Source organism: Runella aurantiaca (genome assembly GCF_003339505.1).
Taxonomy (GTDB): Bacteria; Bacteroidota; Bacteroidia; order Cytophagales; family Spirosomataceae; genus Runella; species Runella aurantiaca.
On the sequence record NZ_QPIW01000007.1, the window covers coordinates 41,885 to 64,573 of the forward strand.

General features: G+C 45.3%; 20 protein-coding genes. 12 read left to right on the forward strand and 8 right to left on the reverse strand.

Features of this window, described 5'->3' with window-relative positions; genetic code table 11:
* The first annotated feature begins 68 nt into the window (after positions 1-68).
* The gene (locus tag DVG78_RS10570) at positions 69-1,616 is read left to right on the forward strand and encodes a maltokinase N-terminal cap-like domain-containing protein (RefSeq protein WP_114461055.1); all 1,548 of its coding nucleotides are present in this window, start codon (positions 69-71) and stop codon (positions 1,614-1,616) included.
* A gap of 73 nt (positions 1,617-1,689) precedes the next feature.
* Here the strand turns inward: DVG78_RS10570 and DVG78_RS10575 are convergent, their stop codons facing one another.
* Together DVG78_RS10575 and DVG78_RS10580 are read right to left on the reverse strand one after the other, a co-directional pair.
* Positions 1,690-2,058, reverse strand: a complete 369-nt coding sequence (locus DVG78_RS10575; protein WP_147277045.1) for a hypothetical protein — start codon at positions 2,056-2,058, stop codon at positions 1,690-1,692.
* Positions 2,059-2,152: 94 nt separating this feature from the next.
* On the reverse strand, positions 2,153-2,338 hold the full coding sequence (locus tag DVG78_RS10580; protein WP_114461057.1) for a hypothetical protein: 186 nt from the start codon (positions 2,336-2,338) through the stop codon (positions 2,153-2,155).
* A 123-nt stretch (positions 2,339-2,461) separates the two neighbouring features.
* Here DVG78_RS10580 and DVG78_RS10585 point away from each other — a divergent pair, with 123 nt between their 5' ends.
* From DVG78_RS10585 to DVG78_RS10620, 8 genes are all read left to right on the forward strand, one after another.
* Positions 2,462-3,037 (forward strand): D-sedoheptulose-7-phosphate isomerase, encoded by a 576-nt coding sequence (locus DVG78_RS10585; protein WP_114461058.1) that lies wholly within the window; start codon positions 2,462-2,464, stop codon positions 3,035-3,037.
* 92 nt (positions 3,038-3,129) lie between these two features.
* Entirely contained in the window at positions 3,130-3,876 is a 747-nt protein-coding gene (fabG, locus tag DVG78_RS10590; protein WP_114065422.1) for a 3-oxoacyl-[acyl-carrier-protein] reductase, read from the forward strand.
* 130 nt (positions 3,877-4,006) lie between these two features.
* Positions 4,007-6,091 (forward strand): vWA domain-containing protein, encoded by a 2,085-nt coding sequence (locus DVG78_RS10595; protein WP_114461059.1) that lies wholly within the window; start codon positions 4,007-4,009, stop codon positions 6,089-6,091.
* Between the two features lie 89 nt (positions 6,092-6,180).
* Entirely contained in the window at positions 6,181-7,050 is an 870-nt protein-coding gene (locus DVG78_RS10600) for a DUF2279 domain-containing protein (RefSeq protein WP_229598193.1), read from the forward strand.
* 190 nt (positions 7,051-7,240) lie between these two features.
* On the forward strand, positions 7,241-8,920 hold the full coding sequence (locus DVG78_RS10605; RefSeq protein ID WP_114461232.1) for a fatty acid--CoA ligase: 1,680 nt from the start codon (positions 7,241-7,243) through the stop codon (positions 8,918-8,920).
* Positions 8,921-8,994: 74 nt separating this feature from the next.
* Positions 8,995-9,651 (forward strand): outer membrane beta-barrel protein, encoded by a 657-nt coding sequence (locus DVG78_RS10610; protein ID WP_114461061.1) that lies wholly within the window; start codon positions 8,995-8,997, stop codon positions 9,649-9,651.
* Between the two features lie 166 nt (positions 9,652-9,817).
* Complete coding sequence (locus DVG78_RS10615) at positions 9,818-10,987, forward strand: NRAMP family divalent metal transporter (RefSeq protein WP_114461062.1); 1,170 nt, start codon at positions 9,818-9,820, stop codon at positions 10,985-10,987.
* A gap of 38 nt (positions 10,988-11,025) precedes the next feature.
* Positions 11,026-11,532 (forward strand): metallophosphoesterase family protein, encoded by a 507-nt coding sequence (locus DVG78_RS10620; protein ID WP_114461063.1) that lies wholly within the window; start codon positions 11,026-11,028, stop codon positions 11,530-11,532.
* Between the two features lie 52 nt (positions 11,533-11,584).
* Here the strand turns inward: DVG78_RS10620 and DVG78_RS10625 are convergent, their stop codons facing one another.
* The 4 genes from DVG78_RS10625 to aspS form a co-directional block, all read right to left on the reverse strand.
* Positions 11,585-13,006, reverse strand: coding sequence for an AAA family ATPase (locus tag DVG78_RS10625; protein ID WP_114461064.1), 1,422 nt, complete (start codon positions 13,004-13,006; stop codon positions 11,585-11,587).
* A gap of 43 nt (positions 13,007-13,049) precedes the next feature.
* On the reverse strand, positions 13,050-14,222 hold the full coding sequence (locus DVG78_RS10630) for a hypothetical protein (RefSeq protein WP_114461065.1): 1,173 nt from the start codon (positions 14,220-14,222) through the stop codon (positions 13,050-13,052).
* A 184-nt stretch (positions 14,223-14,406) separates the two neighbouring features.
* Positions 14,407-14,700: a hypothetical protein gene (locus tag DVG78_RS10635; RefSeq protein WP_114461066.1), complete on the reverse strand. Its 294-nt coding sequence runs from the start codon at positions 14,698-14,700 to the stop codon at positions 14,407-14,409.
* A 44-nt stretch (positions 14,701-14,744) separates the two neighbouring features.
* Positions 14,745-16,517 (reverse strand): aspartate--tRNA ligase, encoded by a 1,773-nt coding sequence (aspS, locus tag DVG78_RS10640; RefSeq protein WP_114461067.1) that lies wholly within the window; start codon positions 16,515-16,517, stop codon positions 14,745-14,747.
* Positions 16,518-16,829: 312 nt separating this feature from the next.
* Between aspS and moaA the strand changes: the two genes are divergently transcribed.
* Positions 16,830-17,822, forward strand: coding sequence for a GTP 3',8-cyclase MoaA (gene moaA, locus DVG78_RS10645; RefSeq protein ID WP_114461068.1), 993 nt, complete (start codon positions 16,830-16,832; stop codon positions 17,820-17,822).
* 7 nt (positions 17,823-17,829) lie between these two features.
* Here the strand turns inward: moaA and DVG78_RS10650 are convergent, their stop codons facing one another.
* A complete protein-coding gene (locus tag DVG78_RS10650; RefSeq protein ID WP_114065403.1) occupies positions 17,830-18,402 on the reverse strand; it encodes an HNH endonuclease in 573 nt (190 codons plus the stop codon).
* 119 nt (positions 18,403-18,521) lie between these two features.
* On the opposite strand from DVG78_RS10650, the gene DVG78_RS10655 reads away from it, so the two are divergent.
* Positions 18,522-18,881, forward strand: coding sequence for a CoA-binding protein (locus DVG78_RS10655; protein WP_114461069.1), 360 nt, complete (start codon positions 18,522-18,524; stop codon positions 18,879-18,881).
* 30 nt (positions 18,882-18,911) lie between these two features.
* Here the strand turns inward: DVG78_RS10655 and mtaB are convergent, their stop codons facing one another.
* Entirely contained in the window at positions 18,912-20,246 is a 1,335-nt protein-coding gene (gene mtaB / locus DVG78_RS10660; RefSeq protein ID WP_114461070.1) for a tRNA (N(6)-L-threonylcarbamoyladenosine(37)-C(2))-methylthiotransferase MtaB, read from the reverse strand.
* Positions 20,247-20,461: 215 nt separating this feature from the next.
* On the opposite strand from mtaB, the gene DVG78_RS10665 reads away from it, so the two are divergent.
* Positions 20,462-22,651 (forward strand): glutamine synthetase III family protein, encoded by a 2,190-nt coding sequence (locus tag DVG78_RS10665; RefSeq protein ID WP_114461071.1) that lies wholly within the window; start codon positions 20,462-20,464, stop codon positions 22,649-22,651.
* Positions 22,652-22,689: the final 38 nt, after the last annotated feature.

Consider the following 22,689-nt stretch of genomic DNA (forward strand, 5'->3'; position numbering starts at 1 on the left):
GGATATTACTCCTCTATTCTGTGCCTGTTTGAACCAACAACCTATTATGATAAACTGCTAAACCCGCTATGACCAACGTAAACAACGCTCTCATTAATCACCTAGAAACCAACGTTTTCCCGAGTTATTTCAATGCAAGTCGCTGGTTTGCGGGGAAAGCTCGCTCACAGAAAGATTTCCGTGTTCAACATACGCTGACTTTTGGCGATTTTTTGATTTTGATTGTAGAAGTTTCGTACCATGACGGGCCTTCAGAGTTATATCAATTGCCGTTTACGAGGGTTTCACTCGACATGGATATTCCCGAAAAAGGGATTCTCGAAAAAACCGAAACTGCCCAATGGATAGACGCCATTTATGACGCTCGATTCAGGAAAGAACTGTTCGCCAATATTTTCAACGCAACTACCCTCCCCTCCTCCGCCGACCAATCTTCGTTTCTTGCGTCCCTAAAAGGCAAAGGGCTATCCGATTCAGACACGCCAGAAAACATTGAAAGCCACGTTTTGCCCGTCGATTCGAGCAATTCTGCCATGCTGTTTGGCGGCAAATATTTTTTAAAACTCTACCGAAAACTCTTCGACCAAACCAATCCAGAAGTGGAAATGGTGAGTTTTTTGACCCAACATTCCGACTTTAAAAACATTCCAGCCTACGCAGGCAGCCTTACTTGGCAACGGACTGGGCAGCCCGACATCACCTTGGGAATGATGCAACAAGCCATCCGCGCCGACAAAGATAATTGGATGTTGACGGGCGATTTTCTCAACGATTTTATGTACGGTGTTCCAAACGGCATGTTTGGCATTAAAGAATGGGTATTTGAACAAGTAACCCTGCTTGGAAAACGTACGGGCGAAATGCACTTGGGGCTGTTTGCGCCGGGAGCTGATGATGCCTTCGCGCCCGAAGGGTTTGACGATACCTACCGCGCATTTTTACTGCACCGCCTTACCGACTTACTCGACCGCCGCTACGCGCTGCTGATTGACAATTATCAAAAACTCGACGAGCCTACGCAACGCTTGGCGTGGATTTTTATGGAAGCCCGTGAATTAATCGATGATTTTGCCAAAGAAATGCTCACCCGTCCGCTGGACTCGCTGCGCATTCGGATTCACGGTGATTACCATTTGGGGCAGGTTCTCACCCAAGACGGCGACTTTATCATCATTGATTTTGAGGGAGAACCTGAAGCCACCATTGCCGAGCGTAAAATAAAGCATAGTCCATTTAAGGATGTTGCGGGTATGATACGCAGTTACCATTATGCGGTCAGCGCAAAGTTGTTTGAGAGCCACGAAACCAAAGACATTTCGTCCGAAAAACTCCAAATTGTATCCGACCGTTGGTACAAACTCATGCGCGAAACCTATTTTGAAGCCTACTTGGAAGCATTTGGGTGGCCGCATCCGCTTTTTAATAGCCAACATGAAATAAACTTTTTATTGCTGTTTTTTCTGTTGGAAAAAGCCGTGTATGAATTAGGATATGAAATCAGTTATCGCCCCTCGTGGGTTAAGATACCCCTCAGGGGGATTGTGGAAGTAATCAGGGAAATTGAAAAATTAAAGGAGCCGCCGGTCCGAATCAGCCGTCTAGCCAACCCTAGCTAGGTTCAAAACTTAACTTCCCGAAAGTTCCAAAACTTTCGGGAAGTTAAACCAAGTTGGAGACATCAAAGCGAGTTTACTCAAATTCGATTTTAACTGATACTGGATTTTCCCGATGAAATTGTTCAAATAAATTGCTCCCTCCAAACCACTCCAAACCCTCCTCCCTAGCAAGTTGAGTAGGTTTGGACGACAAATAGGTGTGATAAGAACTAAATTCCCAATCGGCAAAACCTTTTACAAATCCATGATGAATCGGGTTTGCATGTATGTAATGGATTAGTTTGAGGTAATAATCCGTTGTTTCAACAGGCTTTCGCTTAAAGTTAGGAATAAATAAACTGCCCTTTCTGTGCTGCTGTCTGTTAAATGCTTGCGAATAGGCGCTAAACAAACTACCCCATTCTCGACTGATAAAACCTGGCAATGCATTTTCTTTCAGCACAGACTTACTGTACATTTCAACATTTCGAAAAGAAGATACATTACGTGGAATTTTCTGCTGATATGCCGCTTGCAGTTCTTCATTTTTTTAATTCTTACCATAAAATGCAGATGATTCGGCAGTAAGCAAATGTATCAGCAATTGGATTGATAAACTCAGCATAGCGGCGCAAAAAATATAAATAATTCTCCCGTCTTTTAAACAAATTCTCCCAACCATTTGCATGATTATAAATATAATAAAACCCTTCTGGAAGCAACTGAATTTCGTTGTTTTTCATGAACTTGCTTTTGTCCGTTTTGACGAAATCTAAGCCTAGAAGTAACTTCGTGTAAACTTCCCGAAAGTTCTAATCTTTCAGGAAGTTTACTATTTTTGTCCCCATGATTAAACAACCATTTTAATGATTAACATTCAATCCATCGTACAAGCTTCTATTGATACCAAAAATCGTGTCCTTGCCGACCAAACCCTCCTTGCTACCGTTGGCTCCGTTGCCGAAGCCATGACTACGGCCTTTAAAAACGGCAAAAAAGTGCTTTTTTGCGGCAACGGCGGCAGTGCGGCCGACGCCCAACACTTAGCGGCGGAGTTTAGCGGGCGTTTTTATTACGACCGTCCTCCGTTGTATTCGGAAGCGCTCCACGTCAACACTTCGTACGTAACGGCCGTCGGCAATGATTATAGTTACGATGTGATTTATTCAAGAATGATAGAAGCAATGGGGAAAGAAGGCGACGTACTGGTCGGAATTTCAACCTCTGGCAATTCAACCAACGTCGTAAAAGCCCTTGAAGCCGCCAATAAACTCGGCATGATAACGGTAGGGATGACGGGCGAAAGCGGCGGAAAAATGAAAGAAGTAAGTACTTTTTTGGTGAATATTCCTTCCAAAGACACCCCGCGTATTCAGGAATGTCATATCTTGCTTGGCCACATTATGTGCGAGATTGTAGAAGCCAATGTATTTCCGAAATAGTGGCTGGTGAATGGTGGCTGGTGACTCGTTTCACCAACCACTAATCATCAAACGCTAATCACCAAACACTAATCATAAATCATCCATTTATAATGTCTCTTTTACAAAACAAAGTAGCTATCGTAACGGGCGCATCCCGTGGAATCGGCAAAGCCATTGCCACTCGGTTTGCACAGGAGGGTGCGCAGGTAGCATTTACGTACTTATCGAGCGTTGAAAAAGGTCAAGCACTGGAGGAAGAACTCCAACAATTCGGCACCAAAATCAAAGGCTACCGCTCCGATGCGTCTGATTTTAAATCGGCTGAAGACCTCATTACGCAGGTAGTAGCCGACTTCGGAACGGTTGACATTGTGGTAAATAACGCGGGTATCACGCGCGACGGTTTGTTAATGCGTATGACCGAAGAACAATGGGATGAAGTAATTCGCGTTAACTTAAAGTCTGTTTTTAATTTGACCAAAGCCGTAACCCGCGTCATGATGAAAGCCCGCAGCGGTTCTATCATTAATCTTACGTCGGTAGTTGGTTTGACAGGAAATGCTGGACAGGCCAATTACGCCGCGTCAAAAGCAGGTATCATTGGATTTACAAAATCAGTAGCCAAAGAACTTGGTTCCCGAAATATTCGTTCTAACGCCATTGCCCCGGGTTTCATTGAAACCGAAATGACGGGAGAGTTGAACGAAAAAGCGATTGAGGAATGGAAACAAAATATTCCGCTCAAACGCGGCGGTCAGCCCGAAGAAGTAGCCGACTGTGTCGTATTTTTGGCATCAGATTTGTCTAAATACATTACAGGACAAGTATTGCAAGTAGACGGCGGTATGGTCATGTAAGTTGGCGTCGTTAGTCAATCGTCTACCGTCAATGTAAAACACTGTAAATTAAGCTTTAATATAAATTACGGCCGATTATTGATGGCCAAAGACTTTTGACTGACGACCCCACCAGACAAACACCATACAAATGCTTTTAACTGAGATTATCTTTCAAACTTCCCCGTGGTACATTGGATTTTGCTTGTTGTTGGGCGCCGCTTACGCGTTTTTTCTTTACCAACCCAAGCCCGTATGGAGTAAACTTCTCAACACTGGATTGGCCATTTTGCGGGGAGCGCTAGTCAGTATCATTGCCTTTTTATTATTGAATCCGCTCCTGCGCAGCATCCAAACGCTCGTAGATAAGCCCAAAGTAGTTATCGCGATTGATAACTCCGAATCAATGGCAAACGACGGCCCCAAAACGCTCACTGCCTTGGCCACGCTGCGAGAAGCGTTGGCGGATGACGGGCTGGAAGTGGCCGTTCAAACCCTCAACAGTGAAAATTATCAGGATGAACTTCCCAAACTGAAATTTGACCGAACTACCACCAATCTCTCTGATTTATTGAACAATGCCAAATCCAACTATGAAGGACGCAATCTGACCGATGTGGTATTGCTGACCGACGGCATTAGTAATCAGGGACTTGCACCCACCTACGGCAACTTTCCATTTCGGATTCACAGCATTGGCGTGGGTGATACCCTCCCCAAGCGGGATGTAAGTATCAAAGCCGTTTCGGCCAATAAAATTGCGTATTTGGGCAATCAATTCCCGATTCAGGCCGACATTGTAGCAAGTGGGTTTCAGGGACAAACGGCGACCGTCTCGCTGCGCCAAAATGGCAGTACCATCAGCACCCAACGCATTGCATTCGGCCAAAAAGAAGATTTCAAACAGGTTACGTTTCAAACCTCTTCTACCCAAAAAGGTGTGCAGCATTATACCCTTGATGTAGAACCACTTAAGGGTGAATTTACCACCCGCAACAATCACCGCGATGTTTATATTGACATCATCGACGGCAAAGAAAAAGTATTGATGCTTGCTTTGGCCACTCACCCAGACATCAAAGCCATCCGTACAATTCTCGAAAAAAACTTAAATTACGAAGTCGATGTCAAAATTTTTGGGATAAATCCGGCGGCTGAAACCTTTCCCGATAAGAAATATGATTTGATTATCCTCCATCAGTTGCCTGATTTATTTAACATTGGCGGCGACATAGTACAACGTTTCTTGCAACGCGACAACACCCCCGTTTTCTTCATTTTAGGCTCACAATCCAACACATCGAAAGTGAGTCAACTCAATTCTGCCGTTACGGTTGTCTCAAACCCAGGGCAGATTGACAAAGTATCGGGCCGTTTTAATCCCAATTTTAAACTGCTAAACTTAGACGCCGACAAACTCAGCATTTTGGAAAAAATGCCCCCTTTGACGGTTCCTTTTGGAGAATACCGCCTGATGCCTGGCAGCGAAACGATTCTGTTTCAGAACGTTGGCAATCTTCGCACCAACAAACCTTTGTTGATTTTAAACACTGGTGGCGCTCGAAAATCTGCCGTATTGGCGGGCGAAGGAATCTGGCAATGGCGCCTCGAAGAATACGCCCTTACTGACAAGCAAGAAGCCGTGGATGAGTTGCTGCAAAAAGTGATTCAACTGATTTCGGTCAAGGAAGACAAACGTAAGTTCCGCGTCTATCCGTTGGCCAATGAATACAACGTGGGCGATAAAGTGACTTTTGAGACGGAAGTCTACAACGACATTTACGAAAAAATCTACGGCCAAAGCATCCGCCTCGAAATCACGGACGAAAAAGGCAAAGTACAGCCTTACACTTACACCAACGGGGAAGGCAATTCGCGTTTTGAGCTGAGCGGCCTTCGGCAGGGAGTGCATCAATTTAAGGCAACTACGAGTCTAAACAACAAAATCGAAAGCGTAACGGGCCAGTTTATCGTGCGTGATTTGGCGCTAGAGTCCTTAACCAACACCGCTGATTACGGAATGCTGCGCGCACTGGCCCAACAGTCGGGTGGGCAATTTGTGAAAGCAAACCAGATTGAACAACTGAAAGACTATTTACTCAAAAATAAAGCCGTTGACCGCCTCGACAGCACCGAAGATTTATCAGAATTGATTCAAAATAAGTGGTTGTTTTTCTTGTTATTACTTTTGGCGACGTTGGAATGGGGAACACGGAAATATCAGGGAAGTTATTAAGTGATTTGTGCCCCCCTGAAAGGGCCTATTCACCACCTTCGCATAGTCGTTTAGGTGCTTTAAGCACGACAAAAACTCTTTTTTTTTATTTGTCATTCATCATTCTGACTTCATCATTTGTCACTTGCCAAGCCCAATCTGACTCCCTTCGGCCCAATTATCGGGCGTTGCGGTGGCTTCTGGCAGGCGAATCAGTGGCTTATTCGGCGTCTATTTATGGATTAAGTAAAGCATGGTACAAAACGCCCTTTACGAATTTTAGCGTCAAAGACGACTTTCATGAGTGGAAACAATTTGATAAAGTAGGACACTTTTTTACGGCCTATCAGATTTGCCGTCACACGGCGGCGGTTTACAAAAACACGGGGATTACCAACCGTCAAGCGGCTTTGTACGGCGCACTTTCTGGCTTTTTGTTCCTGACCCCCATTGAGCTTTTAGACGGTTTTCAATACCCCACCTACGGGTTTTCGCCCAGCGATATGGTGGCCAATGTCATGGGCCCGTCTTTGTATTTGGGACAGTACGCCCTCTGGGGCGAAGAGCGCATTACCCCAAAATTTTCCTTTTCCCCCACTCCCCTCGCCAAGGTTCGGCCAGAACTTTTAGGGCGCAATTTCAGTGAACAATGGCTCAAGGATTACAACGGGCAAACCTATTGGTTTTCGGTCAATCTGGCCTCTTTTGCACCGCATTCAAAGATTCCTAAGTGGCTCAGTGTATCGCTCGGATACGGGATTCACAACATGGTCGGGGCCGAAGTAGAGAAGAGCCAATCCTTGGGTTATGACCCATATCGGCAGTATTTTCTCTCGCTAGACATCGACTTTCGCCGTATTCCCACCCGCCATAAGGGCCTAAAAACGCTTTTCTTCTTGCTCAACACCCTCAAAGTACCCGCCCCTGCCCTGGAATTTAACCGGAAGCAGGGCTGGAAAGGGCATTGGTTGTATTTTTGAATGAAAATTTCTTATCACTGGATTGCCCAACATCCACCTAAAAGGGGATAAAATCAAAATAACCTCGATTTTAAAGGTCAACGAAAAACAATTTCTCAATCTCGCCTATATACAATGGTAAGATTGGCTTTTTTGTGAGTATTTGGAGAAAAAACATAACTTTACTTTTCTAAAAACCTTTGCAAAAATCATGGCTAAAACCAAGTTGATTCCCCGAACTCCATCGGCCTACGACCCTCCTTTGTTAATCAAAACCCTCTTTGCGCAAGCCGTTCGTTACAATCCCCAACGCGAAATCGTATACCGAGATTTGTTCCGAATGAATTATACCACCTTTGACAAACGCGTACGCCAGCTTGCCAATGTCCTCACCAATGCAGGTGTGCAAGCAGGCGATACCGTAGCCGTGATGGACTGGGACAGCCATCGGTATTTGGAGTGTTTTTTCTGCATTCCCTGCCTAGGAGCTATCTTGCATACCATCAATGTACGCCTTTCGCCAGCGCAGATTCTGTACACCATGAACCACGCCGAAGACAAGGTGGTGATTGTTCATGAAGATTTTGTGCCGATTCTGGAAGCCATCAAAGGGCAACTCACCACTGTTGAAAAATACATTATCATCAGCGACAAGGTGTACACCAACCCTGAGGCCGAAATCATCACCACTACATTTGCCTTAGAAGGCGAATACGAGCGGTTGGTCAATGACGCTAACGACCAATTTGAATTTTCTGATTTTGAGGAAGATTCCATTGCCACAACCTTTTATACGACTGGCACCACGGGCAACCCCAAAGGCGTATACTTCTCGCACCGTCAATTGGTGATGCACACCTTCTGTTTGTTGGCCTATTTTCCAGGCTACCGCGCCCTCCCATTGGACAATCGCGACGTGTACATGCCCATCACGCCGTTGTTTCACGTCCACGGTTGGGGCTTTCCGCTGTTGGCTACCATGCTCAATTTCAAGCAGGTATATCCAGGTCGTTATGAGCCAGAAATGTTGCTAAAACTCTTGTTAAAAGAAAAAGTAACCTTTTCGCATTGTGTGCCAACCATCCTGAATATGCTGGTCAACAGCCCCGTAGCCAAACAAGTAGATTTGAGTAAATGGAACGTGCTGATAGGTGGCTCGGCTCTGACGCGCGGTTTGGCCAAGGCCGCTTTAGAGCTTGGCATCAACGTAACCCAAGGCTACGGAATGTCAGAAACGGCGCCCATTATGTCGGTTGTTCACTTGAATGAAGAACAGGAAAAACTCCCTATCGAAGAGCAACTTGAGTTTAGAACCAAAGCGGGAAAAATTGCTCCGTTTGTGGAGTTGAAACTTATGGACGAAGAGGGCAATTTTCTGCCCCACGACGGCGAAACGGTTGGCGAATTGGTGGCTCGCGGCCCATGGATGACGCAGGGATATTACAAAGAAAAAGAGGCTTCCGAAAAACTGTGGGCGGGCGGATGGCTCCACACCGGCGACGTGGCCACAATCGACCCCGATTATTACGTCACCATTGCCGACCGCGTCAAAGATGTCATTAAAACAGGTGGCGAGTGGGTTTCTTCGTTAGACATTGAGAATCTGCTTTCTCAGATAGAAGGCATTGCCGAATCGGCCGTGGTGGGCTTTCCTGACCCTAAATGGGGCGAACGCCCACACGCCATTCTGGTCATCAAACCCGATTATCAGGAAAAACTAACACCCGAAAGCATCAAATCAACCTTACAAGCCAAAGTGGACAGCGGCGAAATAAACCGTTGGTACGTGCCTGACCAAATCAAATTTGTATCCGAAATCCCTAAAACATCCGTAGGGAAGATTGATAAAAAAAGAATTCGTTCTGAAATGAAAGAAATGATTTTGGGATAAAAATCACAAATAGAATCTTGAAATAACAAGATTCTATTTTTTTTATAATTTTACTTTAACAAACCTTTACAACTATGAAGAAAATTTACTGTGTCTGTTTGCTATGTGGTTGGCTGGTATTGTCCCTTAATAGTCAAGCCCAAAAAACACGTTTTGGAATCGTCACTGGAACCAATTATTCACTGGACAACCGTGTTATGGACAAAATGCACTTAGGTGCTTCAGGGGGAATGTTTGTTGAAGTGCTTTTTAAAAACCATATTTTTCTAAAAGGAGAAGCTACCTACCTAATCAAACAACGTGCTAATTTATCACAAACCGAAAATGGCAAACCTACCCCTTATACCATAGGTGCCTGGCAGTTTCCCGTCAACATTGGTTATCGCTTCCACTTTGGCCAATGGCAACCGTATGTGCAAGGTGGGGCATTTGTCCACTCTGCCCAAAATAGCCTCGGCAAAAATCGCGTAGGTTTGAGTTTAGAAGGCCGTCACCAAGAATATATTAGACCCACCACGGGTGCGGGTATTCAGTGGAAAAAAATAGCTTTAGAATTAGAATGGCAAATAGGAAAAAAAATCAGTAAAGATACATTTCTCAGTACAGGCAATCGAAATATCAACAGTAGCACTTTTATTTCGGGAGGATGTTTTTGGCCTATAGATAATTATAACGTTATGAGTGTTCGTAACGATTGCCTGCTTATGAAATTTCGCTATTATTTTAATTAACCGTTTTTATCATCCATTTTGTTGAACACGGAGTGAACGGATACAACATATTTACACTGATTTTATCAAATTTTATCTTTGTGTGAATGTGTCTAATCCATTCAATCCATTCGGTTCGCGCTGCTATTTTATTTTTTGCGATTTTGCGCAGAAATAAACCCTAAGAATGAAAAAAACACCCACCACCAATACCCTTCTCGGTGCCGCTTTTTTGATGGCTACCTCCGCCGTTGGGCCAGGCTTTTTGACGCAGACCACCGTTTTTACGCAGCAACTACTGGCCAATTTCGGCTTTGTCATTTTGTTATCAATTCTTTTAGATTTAGGCGCTCAACTGAACATCTGGCGCATCATTGCCGTCACCGAAAAACGCGCCCAAGACATTGCCAATGATTTGTTTTTTGGGTTGGGCTACGTTCTTTCGGCCCTGATTGTCATCGGAGGATTTGCGTTCAACATTGGCAACGTGGCTGGAGCAGGGCTCGGTATCGAAGTCATGAGCGGCATAGACGTCAAAATCGGGGCCACACTTAGCGCATTGATTGCCATCGGGCTTTTCATATTGCCAGAAGCGGGAAAAGCCATGGACAATTTTGCCAAATGGTTGGGACTCCTGATGCTTTTGTTGATTGCCTACGTAGTTTTTTCGGCCAACCCTCCCGTTGGCGAAGCCCTCGTCCGAACGGTTTTACCACAACAATTTGACCCCATCGCCACCATTACCCTCGTGGGCGGCACGGTAGGAGGCTACATTACTTTTGCTGGCGGGCATCGGCTTTTGGAAGCAGGCGTTAAAGGTGTTGATGCACTTCCATTGGTCAATCGTAGCGCTACGACGGGTATCTTGGTAACTTCATTTATTCGGTATTTTTTGTTTTTGGCCACGTTGGGCGTTGTCGCGGCGGGACTTACGTTAAACAAAGCCAATCCTCCCGCTTCGGTATTTCAGTTGGCTGCTGGACAGACTGGCTACCGGCTATTTGGGGTTTTGATGTGGAGTGCGGCCATTACATCTGTCATCGGCTCGGCCTATACTTCGGTGTCGTTCCTGCGAACTTTCCATCCGAGCTTAGAAAAAAATAATCGCTATCTCACGATTGGCTTTATCTCCATTTCAACGATTTTGTTTTTATGGATTGGTAAACCCGTACAGATTTTGGTGTTTGTGGGTACGCTGAATGGTTTTATTTTACCCATTGCCTTGGCGGTGATGCTCATTGCCGCGCGCAATAAGCGATTGGTTGGCACGTATCAGCACCCTATTTGGCTACAAATGGCAGGTTGGCTCGTGGTGGCGATGATGAGCGGGATGGCTTTTTATACCCTAACAAAGTAATATCTATCAAACCAACACTCGGAAATCTGTCCTAAAACATGACCCGCATCGGCCTCTTATCTGACACTCATTCTTACCTAGACGAAGCCATTTTTGACTACTTCAAAGACTGCGACGAAATTTGGCACGCTGGCGACGTAGGAACCGTTGAGATTTTGGAAAAACTGGAAAAATTTAAGCCCTTACGCGCTGTGTATGGCAACATCGACGCCAAAGAGATTCAATGGAAAGCCCCCGAACACCAACGGTTTGAACTCGAAGGCTTCCGCATCTGGATGACCCACATCGGCGGCGCGCCGCCCAATTATAACCCCCAAGTCAGGCCCGAATTAAAGCATAACACGCCCGATATTTTCATCTGCGGCCACTCACACATCCTGCGCGTACTGCGCGACCCTAAACTTCAAAACATGCTCTACATCAACCCCGGGGCGGCAGGCAATGAAGGATTTCACAAAATCCGAACCATACTTCGATTCACGCTTGATGACGGAAAAATCCCTCAATTAGAGGCGATTGAGTTGGGAAAGCGGGGCAGGCTGTAAACAAGAAAAGGTCACGTTTCCGCAACCTTTTACTCTACTTGTTCGCTAAATATCACTCCTTCTCCCCATCCAAACCATCCGTAATCATCTTCCGAATCATTTGGTGTGGGCGCAGGCCGTTGGTGCGTTTGGTGCCGTTTCCATTGCCATAATTCATGCTTCGGTCTGCCGAAGAAGACGCTTTTACGGCCAAATTATGAGTATTGAGCATTGAGTTGCGGAATTGGGTAAACTCCTCCTCATTCATCATTTCGCGGGCTATTTCTCCTTTGGCGTAGCCATCGTTAAAAGACGCAATGCGGCTGTCGGTCTGCGCCAAACGCGTTGATTCGATGAGTTCATCCAAGTCATTGCGCATTTTTGTACGCTCCGCCCGCAAATCATCCAAGGTCTGAAACTGTTGAAGCTCATGCTCCAAAATATCTTTTTGCGTTGTTTGCTCGGCCAACTCTCTGTCGGCTTCCTCCAACTGTTTGTTTAATTTACGACGACGACGGCTTAAACGCCACAGTCGTGGGTCAATTTGCAGCCATCGGTACCAAAAATTCTGCAACACAGGCAGCGCCATTCCGAGCGAAACCGCCCCCGCCAAAGCAAACAAAATACCACTCAACACAAACGATGCCAACGCCCAAGGGCTGTTGACAAGGCCCAGATTGAGCTCATCAGAACGCAAAAGTTGTTGCTCAATTTTTTGCAATAAAACTTGTTGTTCCTGCGGCGTAATCGTACTGTTGGGGTCGAGCGGCGTAGCGCCCAATTGAAGATTTTTGACCGATTTATTGATGGCTTCTTTCATTTTATCGGTACGGTAGGCCTCGTATCGAAACCATCCCAAAATCCCCAACGTGATAATGGCAAAACCTGCCAAACCTACTTTAAACCAAGCATAACGCGTACGTGCTTTTTGGGTATGTTCATCCACATACGGCTTCTCAATGAGGCGGTCGTAGGCGGGTTTGAGCAAAATAGAAATCATGGCCAAACCAATGGCAAACGCCCACGCCTCGTTGTTGTTGCGAATGTTGAGGGCGTAGGCCACAATTTCGTGCGAAATAATAAGGTCACCAAACACAAACGCTGCCCCTGCAAAGAAGAAAAAGAAGCCTGCCAAGAGCGAATACTCCGATTGTGTTTGTTTACGCCGCGCCCGCAAGGCTTCGGTTTCGGCATCAACGGCTTCACGTTGCGTCGTCAGTTCTGTTACACGCTTGGTGGCTTTGATTACCCGTTGCACAAACTCTTGCAAACGGTCGTAAGCAGTTTTACGCTTTACGGCCGTTTCTTCAATCTCTTTATCAACCCGTTGGATTTCATTTCGACGGTCCTCAATCCGTTGGGCCAACCAATTATAATGTATCTGGCTTGATAGATAACTTTCGTATGGATTACGATTTTCCGAGCCTTCAATACCGCTATGGTAGCCGTGTTGAAAATCGGGTTCGTCAGTATGGTCTTTTGTTGGTTCCTGCATGGCTTTTTTTTTTAAATCGTGCTACTTATTTTTTACCAAGTGCTTACTGCTGATTTTGGGCGGTTGATTGAATCGCCCTCATTTGTCGGTCTGTCAAACGGTCGCGCAGTTGGCGGGCCAGGTAAAATTCACTTTCAAACAGTTTGATGAGGGCATCGCGTCGGGCGTTGACCCGCGCAAGTTCGGCCTCTACCCGATTCAATTGCGGCACAATCTGCCATTTTTGAATGCGTAATTCATCAATTTCTGCGTTTAAGCGGTTGGTTTCCTCGTCCCAAGTCTCTGTTTTGCTTGTTTTTTCTTTTTTCATGTTGGCACCCGTCAGCCAAATCCGTAAATCATTGCGAAGTACGGTGATATTGCTCAAAAGCAATTTGCCCGCAAAAAGAAACAGAAAAAACACAAAGACAAACAACGCCACCGCTCGCCAAACGGTCTGATTTTGTAATGCCTGTACAAATACAAACATGGCTGCTGCAAAAGGCATACCAACCTCCTCTAACAACCTGCGCCACGACACATTGCTGTCGGTATCGTGAAAAAGTGAAACGCGACCGAACAAGTTAAACATCCCTGCCAGAAACACCCCAACGGCTATCCACTGACTATTGGGATATAAAGGGCGCAATGTATCATCAATCAAAAAGAAATTCCCCACGCACATCGCCATCGAAAACACCAAGCCTACGATGGTTCGCGGCAACTGATGCTCTCCTTCATTTTGGCGGGCATCCAACTCGGCGGCTTTATCTTTCAATTCATTGATTCTGGTTTCTTTTTGTCCAATAAACAAATTTAATTCCTGAATTTTTTCACCATATCGTTCCACATCTAACTCTAAATCAGCGGCTTGATGCACAAAATAACTGCGAATGATGGCTACTTTTTCTTCGGGCTTTGATTCCGAAAGTCCAAAAATGACGCCTTCATCCCGTAGCAAAGTTTCATCTTCCAACCACGATGGCAACTCAATGGGGATTGTAGTTTGCGTGGATTGAGGTGGTGTTAAATCCCACGTATGGGTTGGGGCGGGAGTCTCTTCGGTCATGGCCCGCGTCTGCGGAACAATGGCTGGCAAGGCAGGCACAGAAACATCGGCCGTTACCTTTTTGGTTTCGACTTGTGGCGGCTCTAACTCCGCAAAAGACACCAATTCGGGGTCTTTTCTGAAGTTATCGGGGCTAAAATAGGCTTTGATTCGATCAAAGAGGCTCATAGTAGGTGCATTTGGGCTGTTCAAACGAACGTTTTATAAACTTGAAGTTCAACAAAATTATTGTACTTCTCCCCAAAAATGGGACGAAAGGTGCAATTTATGACGCAGAGTATCATTTTTAATCTTTCAATAAAAAAACTCCACACCAAAAATGTGGAGTTTTTTCTACAAAAAAGTGCAATAGCTATTTTTTCAAAATAGTCAAAATGGCTTCAATTCCATTGCGCAGCTCCGTCTGCCCTGCTTCTACATCCTTTTGAAATTCAGCCAATCGTATAGCTTGCTCATTTTGTTTAGTTTCTACACGATCAAGTTTTGTCTCCATTCGGGATATTTTCGCCTTCAAAAGTGCCATCTCCGAATTGAGGGATGCCATTTTAATGTTTAGACTTGTCATATCTTCGGCAAGTAAGTCCTGCTTATTCAGCATTTCGGCAACAATCTCTTCCAATTGAGCCAATCTCTCACGGTCAGTCATGCGGTTGCTTTATTTTTTTAGAAAGATAATAAAATCTTCTTTAGTTACGCTTTCGTCGCAATTTTCAATTCATCCAGCTGCTTTTGGTCAATGGTTGAGGGAGAATCAATCATAACATCACGGCCTGAGTTGTTTTTGGGGAACGCAATGAAATCCCGAATGGAATCCACCCCGCCAAAAATAGAACACAGGCGGTCAAATCCAAAGGCGATTCCGGCGTGTGGCGGCGCTCCAAATTCAAACGCTTCCATTAAGAACCCGAATTGAGCTTTGGCTTCTTCGGGGGTAAAGCCCAAAATCTCAAACATCTGCATCTGCAACGGCCGCTGGAAAATCCGTACGGAGCCACCTCCTACTTCGGTTCCGTTGATGACCATATCGTAGGCATTGGCCCGAACAGCGCCCAAATCCGTCGTTAACAAAGGAATATCTTCGGGCTTAGGACTGGTAAACGGATGGTGCATGGCATACCAACGATTTTCTTCGGGGCGGCCATCCGCTTCGCCATATTCCAACAACGGAAAATCAACCACCCACAGCACTTTATAATCGTCGGGATTGCGCAAGCCTAAACGGCTACCCATTTCCAAACGGAGTTCATTGAGTTGCTTACGGGTTTTGTTGGCTTCTCCCGCCATGATAAGCATTAAGTCACCCGGCTGCGCGCCGAATGCTTCCGCCCATTGCTTCAAATCTTCTTCACTGTAAAACTTATCAACCGACGATTTGATGGTTCCGTCGGCATTGTAACGCGCATAAATCAATCCTTTTGCGCCAATTTGCGGACGTTTTACCCACTCGGTGAGTTCGTCCATCTGCTTGCGCGTGTATTCTGCACAGCCTTTGGCACAGATTCCAACCACTAATTCAGCAGAGTCAAATAAGCCGAAATTTTTACCTGAAACGAAGTCATTATCGCCTTTCAACTCCACAAACTCCATCCCAAAACGAATGTCGGGTTTGTCGGAGCCGTATTTTTTCATGGCCGTAGCGTAGGTCATGCGTGGTACTTCAGGCAAATCCAGTCCTTTCACGGCTTTAAATAAATGCCGAATCAGCCCTTCAAACATTTGCAGAATGTCTTCCTGCGTTACAAACGACATTTCACAGTCAATCTGCGTAAACTCTGGCTGACGGTCGGCGCGTAAATCTTCGTCGCGGAAACACTTTACAATCTGATAATAACGGTCAAATCCCGACACCATCAACAATTGTTTAAACGTCTGCGGTGACTGCGGCAAGGCATAGAACTCACCCGGATTCATGCGGCTAGGTACCACAAAGTCGCGGGCCCCTTCTGGCGTTGATTTGATTAAAACGGGCGTTTCTACCTCAATAAAATTCTGGGCGTCCATAAAAAGACGCGTTTGCTGGGCTACTTTATGGCGCAATTCTAAGTTTTTACGCACTATGTCACGACGCAAGTCTAGGTAGCGGTATTTCAGGCGGAGTTCATCTCCCCCGTCGGTTTTATCTTCAATCTGAAAAGGCGGCAGCTTGGCCGAGTTCAGGACCGTCAGCCCCGTCAATTTGATTTCAATATCACCCGTTGCCATTTTATCATTTTTGGCAAAGCGCTCAGTGACCACCCCCGTAGCTTGAACCACAAACTCACGGCCTAAATTTCGGGCCTGAGCGATGATTTCTGGGGCAGTTTTACCTTCTTCGAGCATTAGCTGGGTGATACCGTAGCGGTCGCGCAGGTCAATCCAAATCATACCGCCTTTGTCACGTGTACGTTGTACCCAACCGCTGAGGATTACTTCTTTACTGACATCTGAAATACGGAGTTCTCCGCAAGTGTGCGTTCTAAGCATACAAAAGTCTATTTCTTAATTTCTTTAAAAAGTGCCGCAAAAGTACGGAATAAATGGGAGTTCGTTATAAATAGTACAAAGCATACCTCAATTTTTTACAAGTATTTTCCAATTATAATCTTCTTGCCCTAACCGTTTTATCCACTTTTACACCACAATTCCCACTCACTCACCGTTATTTTTGAGTGAAGTGCACATCTCTTTCCTTCTTCTAAACTTGTTTGATAACATTTTCGTTATTTACTTTGAAAAAGAACGGTTTTACCCGAACTGCTCCTTTTTTTAGTCAACTGTAACTAATCATACAATCCCTTGAACCGCGTAATAGACAACCACGGACGTCCTATCAGCTACCTGCGGCTTGCCGTCACGGACCGTTGCAATCTTCGCTGCTTTTATTGCATGCCCGAAGAAGGCATCAAATACGTACCCAAACCACACTTGTTGACGTGGGAAGAAATGGAGCGTACCATTAGGATATTGGTCAATATGGGCGTCGACAAGGTGCGTCTTACGGGAGGCGAGCCGTTTGTACGGCGCGGAATCATGGATTTTCTGGAAGAATTGAATAAAATCGACGGTCTTCGCCAAATAAACATCACAACCAACGGCGTATTGACGGCTCCGCTGATACCTGAATTTCAGCGATTGGGCATTAAATCGGTCAATCTCAGCTTAGACACCCTTGACCGTCAACGCTTTTTTGACATTACCCGTCGGGATGAATTTCAAAATGTATGGCAAACATTTGAAGCATTGCAGGAATACAACATCCCTACAAAATTGAATTCGGTCGTCATGTCGGGAAAAAATACGGACGACATTATTCCCATGGCCGACCTGACGCGTACGCACAATGTCAGCGTTCGTTTTATTGAAGAAATGCCTTTCAACGGCGATGGCGCCCACGAATACCAAGAGTTTTGGAACTACCGAAAGATTTTGGAAGAACTAAAAAAAACGTACCCAGGGATTTATAAACTGCCTGACCCACCTGCTTCGACTTCGTATAATTATCAGATTCCGGGCCACAAAGGTACCATTGGAATCATCGCGGCGTTTAGCCGAACCTTTTGCGGCACGTGTAATAGATTGAGAATCACGCCTCAAGGCCAATTTAAAACCTGTCTGTACGACGACGGAGTATTCAATATCAAAGATTTACTTCGACAAGGATTGGATGACGCTAGTGTAACACAACGTATTTTTGAAGCACTTCAGCACCGGGCCAAAGATGGGTTTGAAGCAGAAGCCCGACGCACGGTAGGTTTAGTATCCGAGTCTATGTCGACAATCGGGGGATAAAAGCCAACTATTCATCATCCACTTTAACGTGTTTCCAGTTTTCGCCAGAACGGATTCGGTTGAGTTGTGTGTGCGTTATCCCAAACTGTTTGGCAATCATCTTCAATCTGCTCTTGTCACTTTTGAGCATTTTTTTAATCATTCTGACTTTGATTTCGGTCAGTTTGTAGTTGCGGGTACGGGCAGGAAGCTTACGATTTATAACGGCCGGGTTTTCACGGTTATGCTCCACCATTTCTGTCTTGGTTACCCACTTCAGATTGTCGGCACGGTTGTTTTGTTTATCAAAATCAAGGTGAATGACGTATTTATGCAATTCACTTTCGCGTTTTAGGAACAATTCAGCCACCAATTTATGCACATATCTATTGATGGTTTTTCCCCCTGTGATACGAATATTGAGCGAACGATACCCCTGAATCACCGAACCTTTTATAATAACCGCTTTTTTCTCTTCGTTTTGAAAACTTCTCAGGCGTCCATAGTTAGAGACATCATACCGAGGTGGGTTCTCTACTCCCTCAAACTCGACAGGCACCCACTTTTCATTCCAATAACTAAGCACTTTTTTGTCGCTCATGGCCCCTATTTTATAGATTGAAGATTTAGTTTACAAAATAAAAAAGTACATTTCATAGGATGTGAGTAGAACAAGTTTCAAAAACTTTTGTTTAGAAAAAAGGAGTAATTATTATAAAAATGAAAAAAACACTCATTATTGGCGCTTCCACCAATCCAGCTCGTTATTCATTTCTAGCTGCCAATCGATTGGTGAATCATGGGCATCCGGTGGTATTGCTTGGATTGAAAGCGGGGCAGATAGCTGGCAATGAGATTTTAACTGGCAAACCCGACCTCAAAGATATTGATACCGTAACGCTCTACATTGGGCCTCAGCACCAAGCCGAATGGTATGATTATACTATAGCACTTCATCCAAAACGAGTAATTTTCAATCCCGGTACAGAAAACCCCGAATTTGAGCAATTATTAACCCAAAACGGAATCATTGCGGAAGAAGCCTGCACGTTGGTACTGCTTTCGATAAACAGTTACTAACAATAATTAAAGAAGGGGCAATGCCCTTCTTTAATTGTGAACGAACATGGGTATACTTTCCGATTCTTCGGCCTCCACCGTTCCGTCGGCATTGATATTTGTCAGGCGTAGGGTTTTCATTTCATTGATCAACAATGGGTCATATTGTACGCTTACCCGCACGTAATTTTCGGTAAAGCCCTGCATGTACCCATTGACTACATCTTCTTCAAACAAAACCGTACGCTCCAAGCCTAATTGACTTTCATAAAATGCCCGGCGTTTTTTATCAGAAAGGATGTGCAACATTTTAGAACGCTCCGCCCGCTGCGACTGAGGCACGACGGGTTTGATGTCAACCGCTAAGGTATTCGGGCGTTCTGAATACGTAAATACGTGCAAATACGAAATATCCAACTCGTTCAGGAATTGATATGTTTCCAGAAAATCATCATTGGTTTCGCCCGGATGCCCTACAATAACATCCACTCCGATACAACAATGCGGCATTAACTCCTTGATTTTGGATACTCTATCAACGTATAATTCGCGGCGATAACGTCGGCGCATCAACCCCAATATTTTATTTGAGCCTGACTGCAACGGAATGTGAAAATGCGGCACAAAGCGTTTTGATTGCGCCACGAAAGCAATAATTTCATCCGTCAACAAGTTAGGTTCAATCGACGAAATCCGAAATCGCTCAATGCCTTCTACCTCATCTAGTGCCTTAACCAAACCTAAAAACGTCTCCACACGTTGACCATTTTGTAGGCCAAAGTCACCGATATTTACGCCCGTCAGCACGATTTCTTTGACACCCCGCGCCGCAATTTCTCGGGCCGATTTAACTACATTTTCAATGGTATCAGACCGGCTTTTCCCCCTCGCCAACGGAATTGTACAATAAGCGCAAGGATAATCACAGCCATCTTGCACTTTGAGAAACGTGCGGGTGCGGTCATTGAGTGAGTAGGCCACGTGATAATCTACCGCGTCTTCAATCGGCGAAGCAAAAACTTTGCCCTGCTGCTGCGAAGGCTCTTTGACGAATCCATCCAATAAATCAATGAGTCGAAATTTTTCAGCGGCACCCAAAACAGCATCCACGCCAGGAATTTCCGAAATTTCTTGGGGTTTGAGTTGAGCATAGCAACCGATGATCGCCACATAACCGTTTGGATTAATCGCTTGTGCTTCGCGTACAATCTTGCGGCATTTCTTATCGGCATTTTCGGTAACTGAACACGTATTTACGATAAATATATCGGGTTGGTCATTGAACGCCACTTTCTTATACCCCCGTTGCTCAAACATCCGTGAAATACCTGACGTCTCTGAATAATTGAGTTTACAGCCTAATGTATAAAATGCTACTTTTTTCATCCTGCAAAATTAGTGATAATCAGGCTGATTGAGAAAATGAGCGATTGAAGTTTTTAGTATTTTCAATAAATAGGCCTAATTTAGGCCATAAACAAAAAGAACCTGGTTCATTTCTTCAAATTGCTTTCATTACTTTTGTCAGTCAAACAAAAAAAATATATGTTTGGTGTGTATTCCCGAAACAGTTAAATTATTCCAAAATCTAATCCTATAGCATGGCAAATATGCGATTTAAGGCCATCGAAACGGCCTACAACCGTTCTACAATCAGCGTACCCGCTCCCAGCGAAAAAGTAGCCGATTACTACGGTTCTTATACATTTAATGACGACGTAATGAAAACGTTGTTGACACCAGAAGCCTATCTTAAAGTATCCAACGCCATTAAATCGGGCTCCCGAATTGACCGTGAGATTGCCGACGAGGTAGCCGCCGCCATGAAAGCCTGGGCCACTTCCAAAGGGGCCACGCATTATACGCATTGGTTTCAGCCCCTTACGGGTGGTACGGCCGAAAAGCACGATGCCTTTTTTGACGTTACGCCGTCGGGCAAAGCCATCGAGAAGTTTAAAGGAAGCGCACTTGTACAGCAAGAACCCGACGCATCCTCTTTTCCAAGCGGCGGCCTGCGTGCTACGTTTGAGGCACGAGGTTACACGGGCTGGGACCCCAGCTCGCCCGCATTCTTAATGGACAACGGGGCCGGTGGTAAAACGCTTTGTATCCCTTCCGTTTTTATTTCTTACACTGGCGAAGCGCTCGACTACAAAACCCCGATTTTGCGCGCCCTACACGTACTCGACAAAGCCGCCACTGCTGTAATGTACTACTTTGACCGCAATGTCGAAAAAGTAACGGCTACGTTGGGGGCTGAGCAGGAGTATTTTTTGGTCGATAAAGCCCTTTTTTACGCTCGGCCTGACTTAGTGATGGCGGGTCGGACAGTATTTGGGCACTCTCCCGCCAAAGGGCAACAGTTGGAAGACCATTACTTCGGGTCGATTCCTCCGCGCGTCAATGCCTTTATGGTTGATTTTGAATATGAAGCTTGGAAACTCGGGATTCCCGTTCGGACGCGTCACAACGAAGTAGCGCCTGGACAATTTGAATGCGCTCCTACTTTCGAAGAACTCAATCTCGCCATTGACCACAACGCGCTGTTGATGGATTTGATGAATAAAGTCGCCGAACGCCACAATTACAAGGTTCTTTTTCACGAAAAACCCTTTGCGGGCATCAATGGAAGCGGCAAGCACAACAACTGGTCAATGATGACCGATACGGGCGTCAACCTATTGGCACCCAGCACCAAACCCAAAGAAACCCTGCGATTCCTGACGTTTTTGATGAACGTCGTCAAAGCCGTCCACGACCACGCAGATTTGCTACGGGCGTCTATTGCTTCAGCAGGCAATGAGTACCGTTTGGGTGCCAATGAAGCGCCACCGGCCATTGTTTCTATTTTTCTCGGAGATGAACTCATTCGGCTGTTGGAAACCCTCGAAAATCGCGGTGAAGTCCAGCTCGAAAAAGGAGACAATGTCTTTTATAAACTAGGGATTACGCGTACTCCACCTTTGATGCGCGACAATACCGACCGGAATCGTACGTCACCGTTTGCGTTTACGGGCAATAAATTTGAGTACCGCGCCGTGGGTGGAAGTGCCAACAGTGCCTCTCCAATGATTGTCCTCAATACCATCGTGGCCAATCAGCTTCAGGAATTCAGAAAGGAACTCGAAGCAAGGCTTGAATTGGGCGAGAAGAAAGAATTAGCCATCGTTGATATTTTAAAAGACTACTACCGCGAATCCAAGCGTATTTTGTTTCAAGGCAATGGCTATTCGGACGACTGGGTGCAGGAAGCAGCCAATCGCGGCCTTACCAACATTGCCTCTACGCCGCTGGCATTGGGCAAATATATTGAACCTTCGGCCGTTCAGGTACTCGAAAAAATGGGCGTTCTGAATGAGCGTGAGGTCCATGCTCGTTACGAAATTGAGCTCGAAAATTATATCAAGAAAGTACAGATTGAATCGCGGGTTATTGGCGATTTGGCGTTGAATCACGTAGTTTCGACGGCTGTCAAATACCAGCATCAGTTGGCTCAAACGGCCAAATCGTTGATGGAACTTGAATTGGTGGAAGAAGCACAACCCCTCAAAGAACTCATCAAAGAAATCTCGCAACGGGTATATATTATCAAACAGGCGGTAGAAGCGATGACCGAAGCCCGTAAAAAAGCCAATAATACGGATGATATTCCCACCCGGGCCGAGCTATACGGTTCAGAAGTAAAAGATTACTTCGAAAAAATTCGCTATGAAGTCGATAAGCTTGAGCTCCTCATTGACGATGAAGACTGGCCTTTGGTCAAATACCGTGAAATGTTGTTCGTAAAATAAACTCATTTCTTGACTTATTTCTAAAAAAAGCCGCTTAT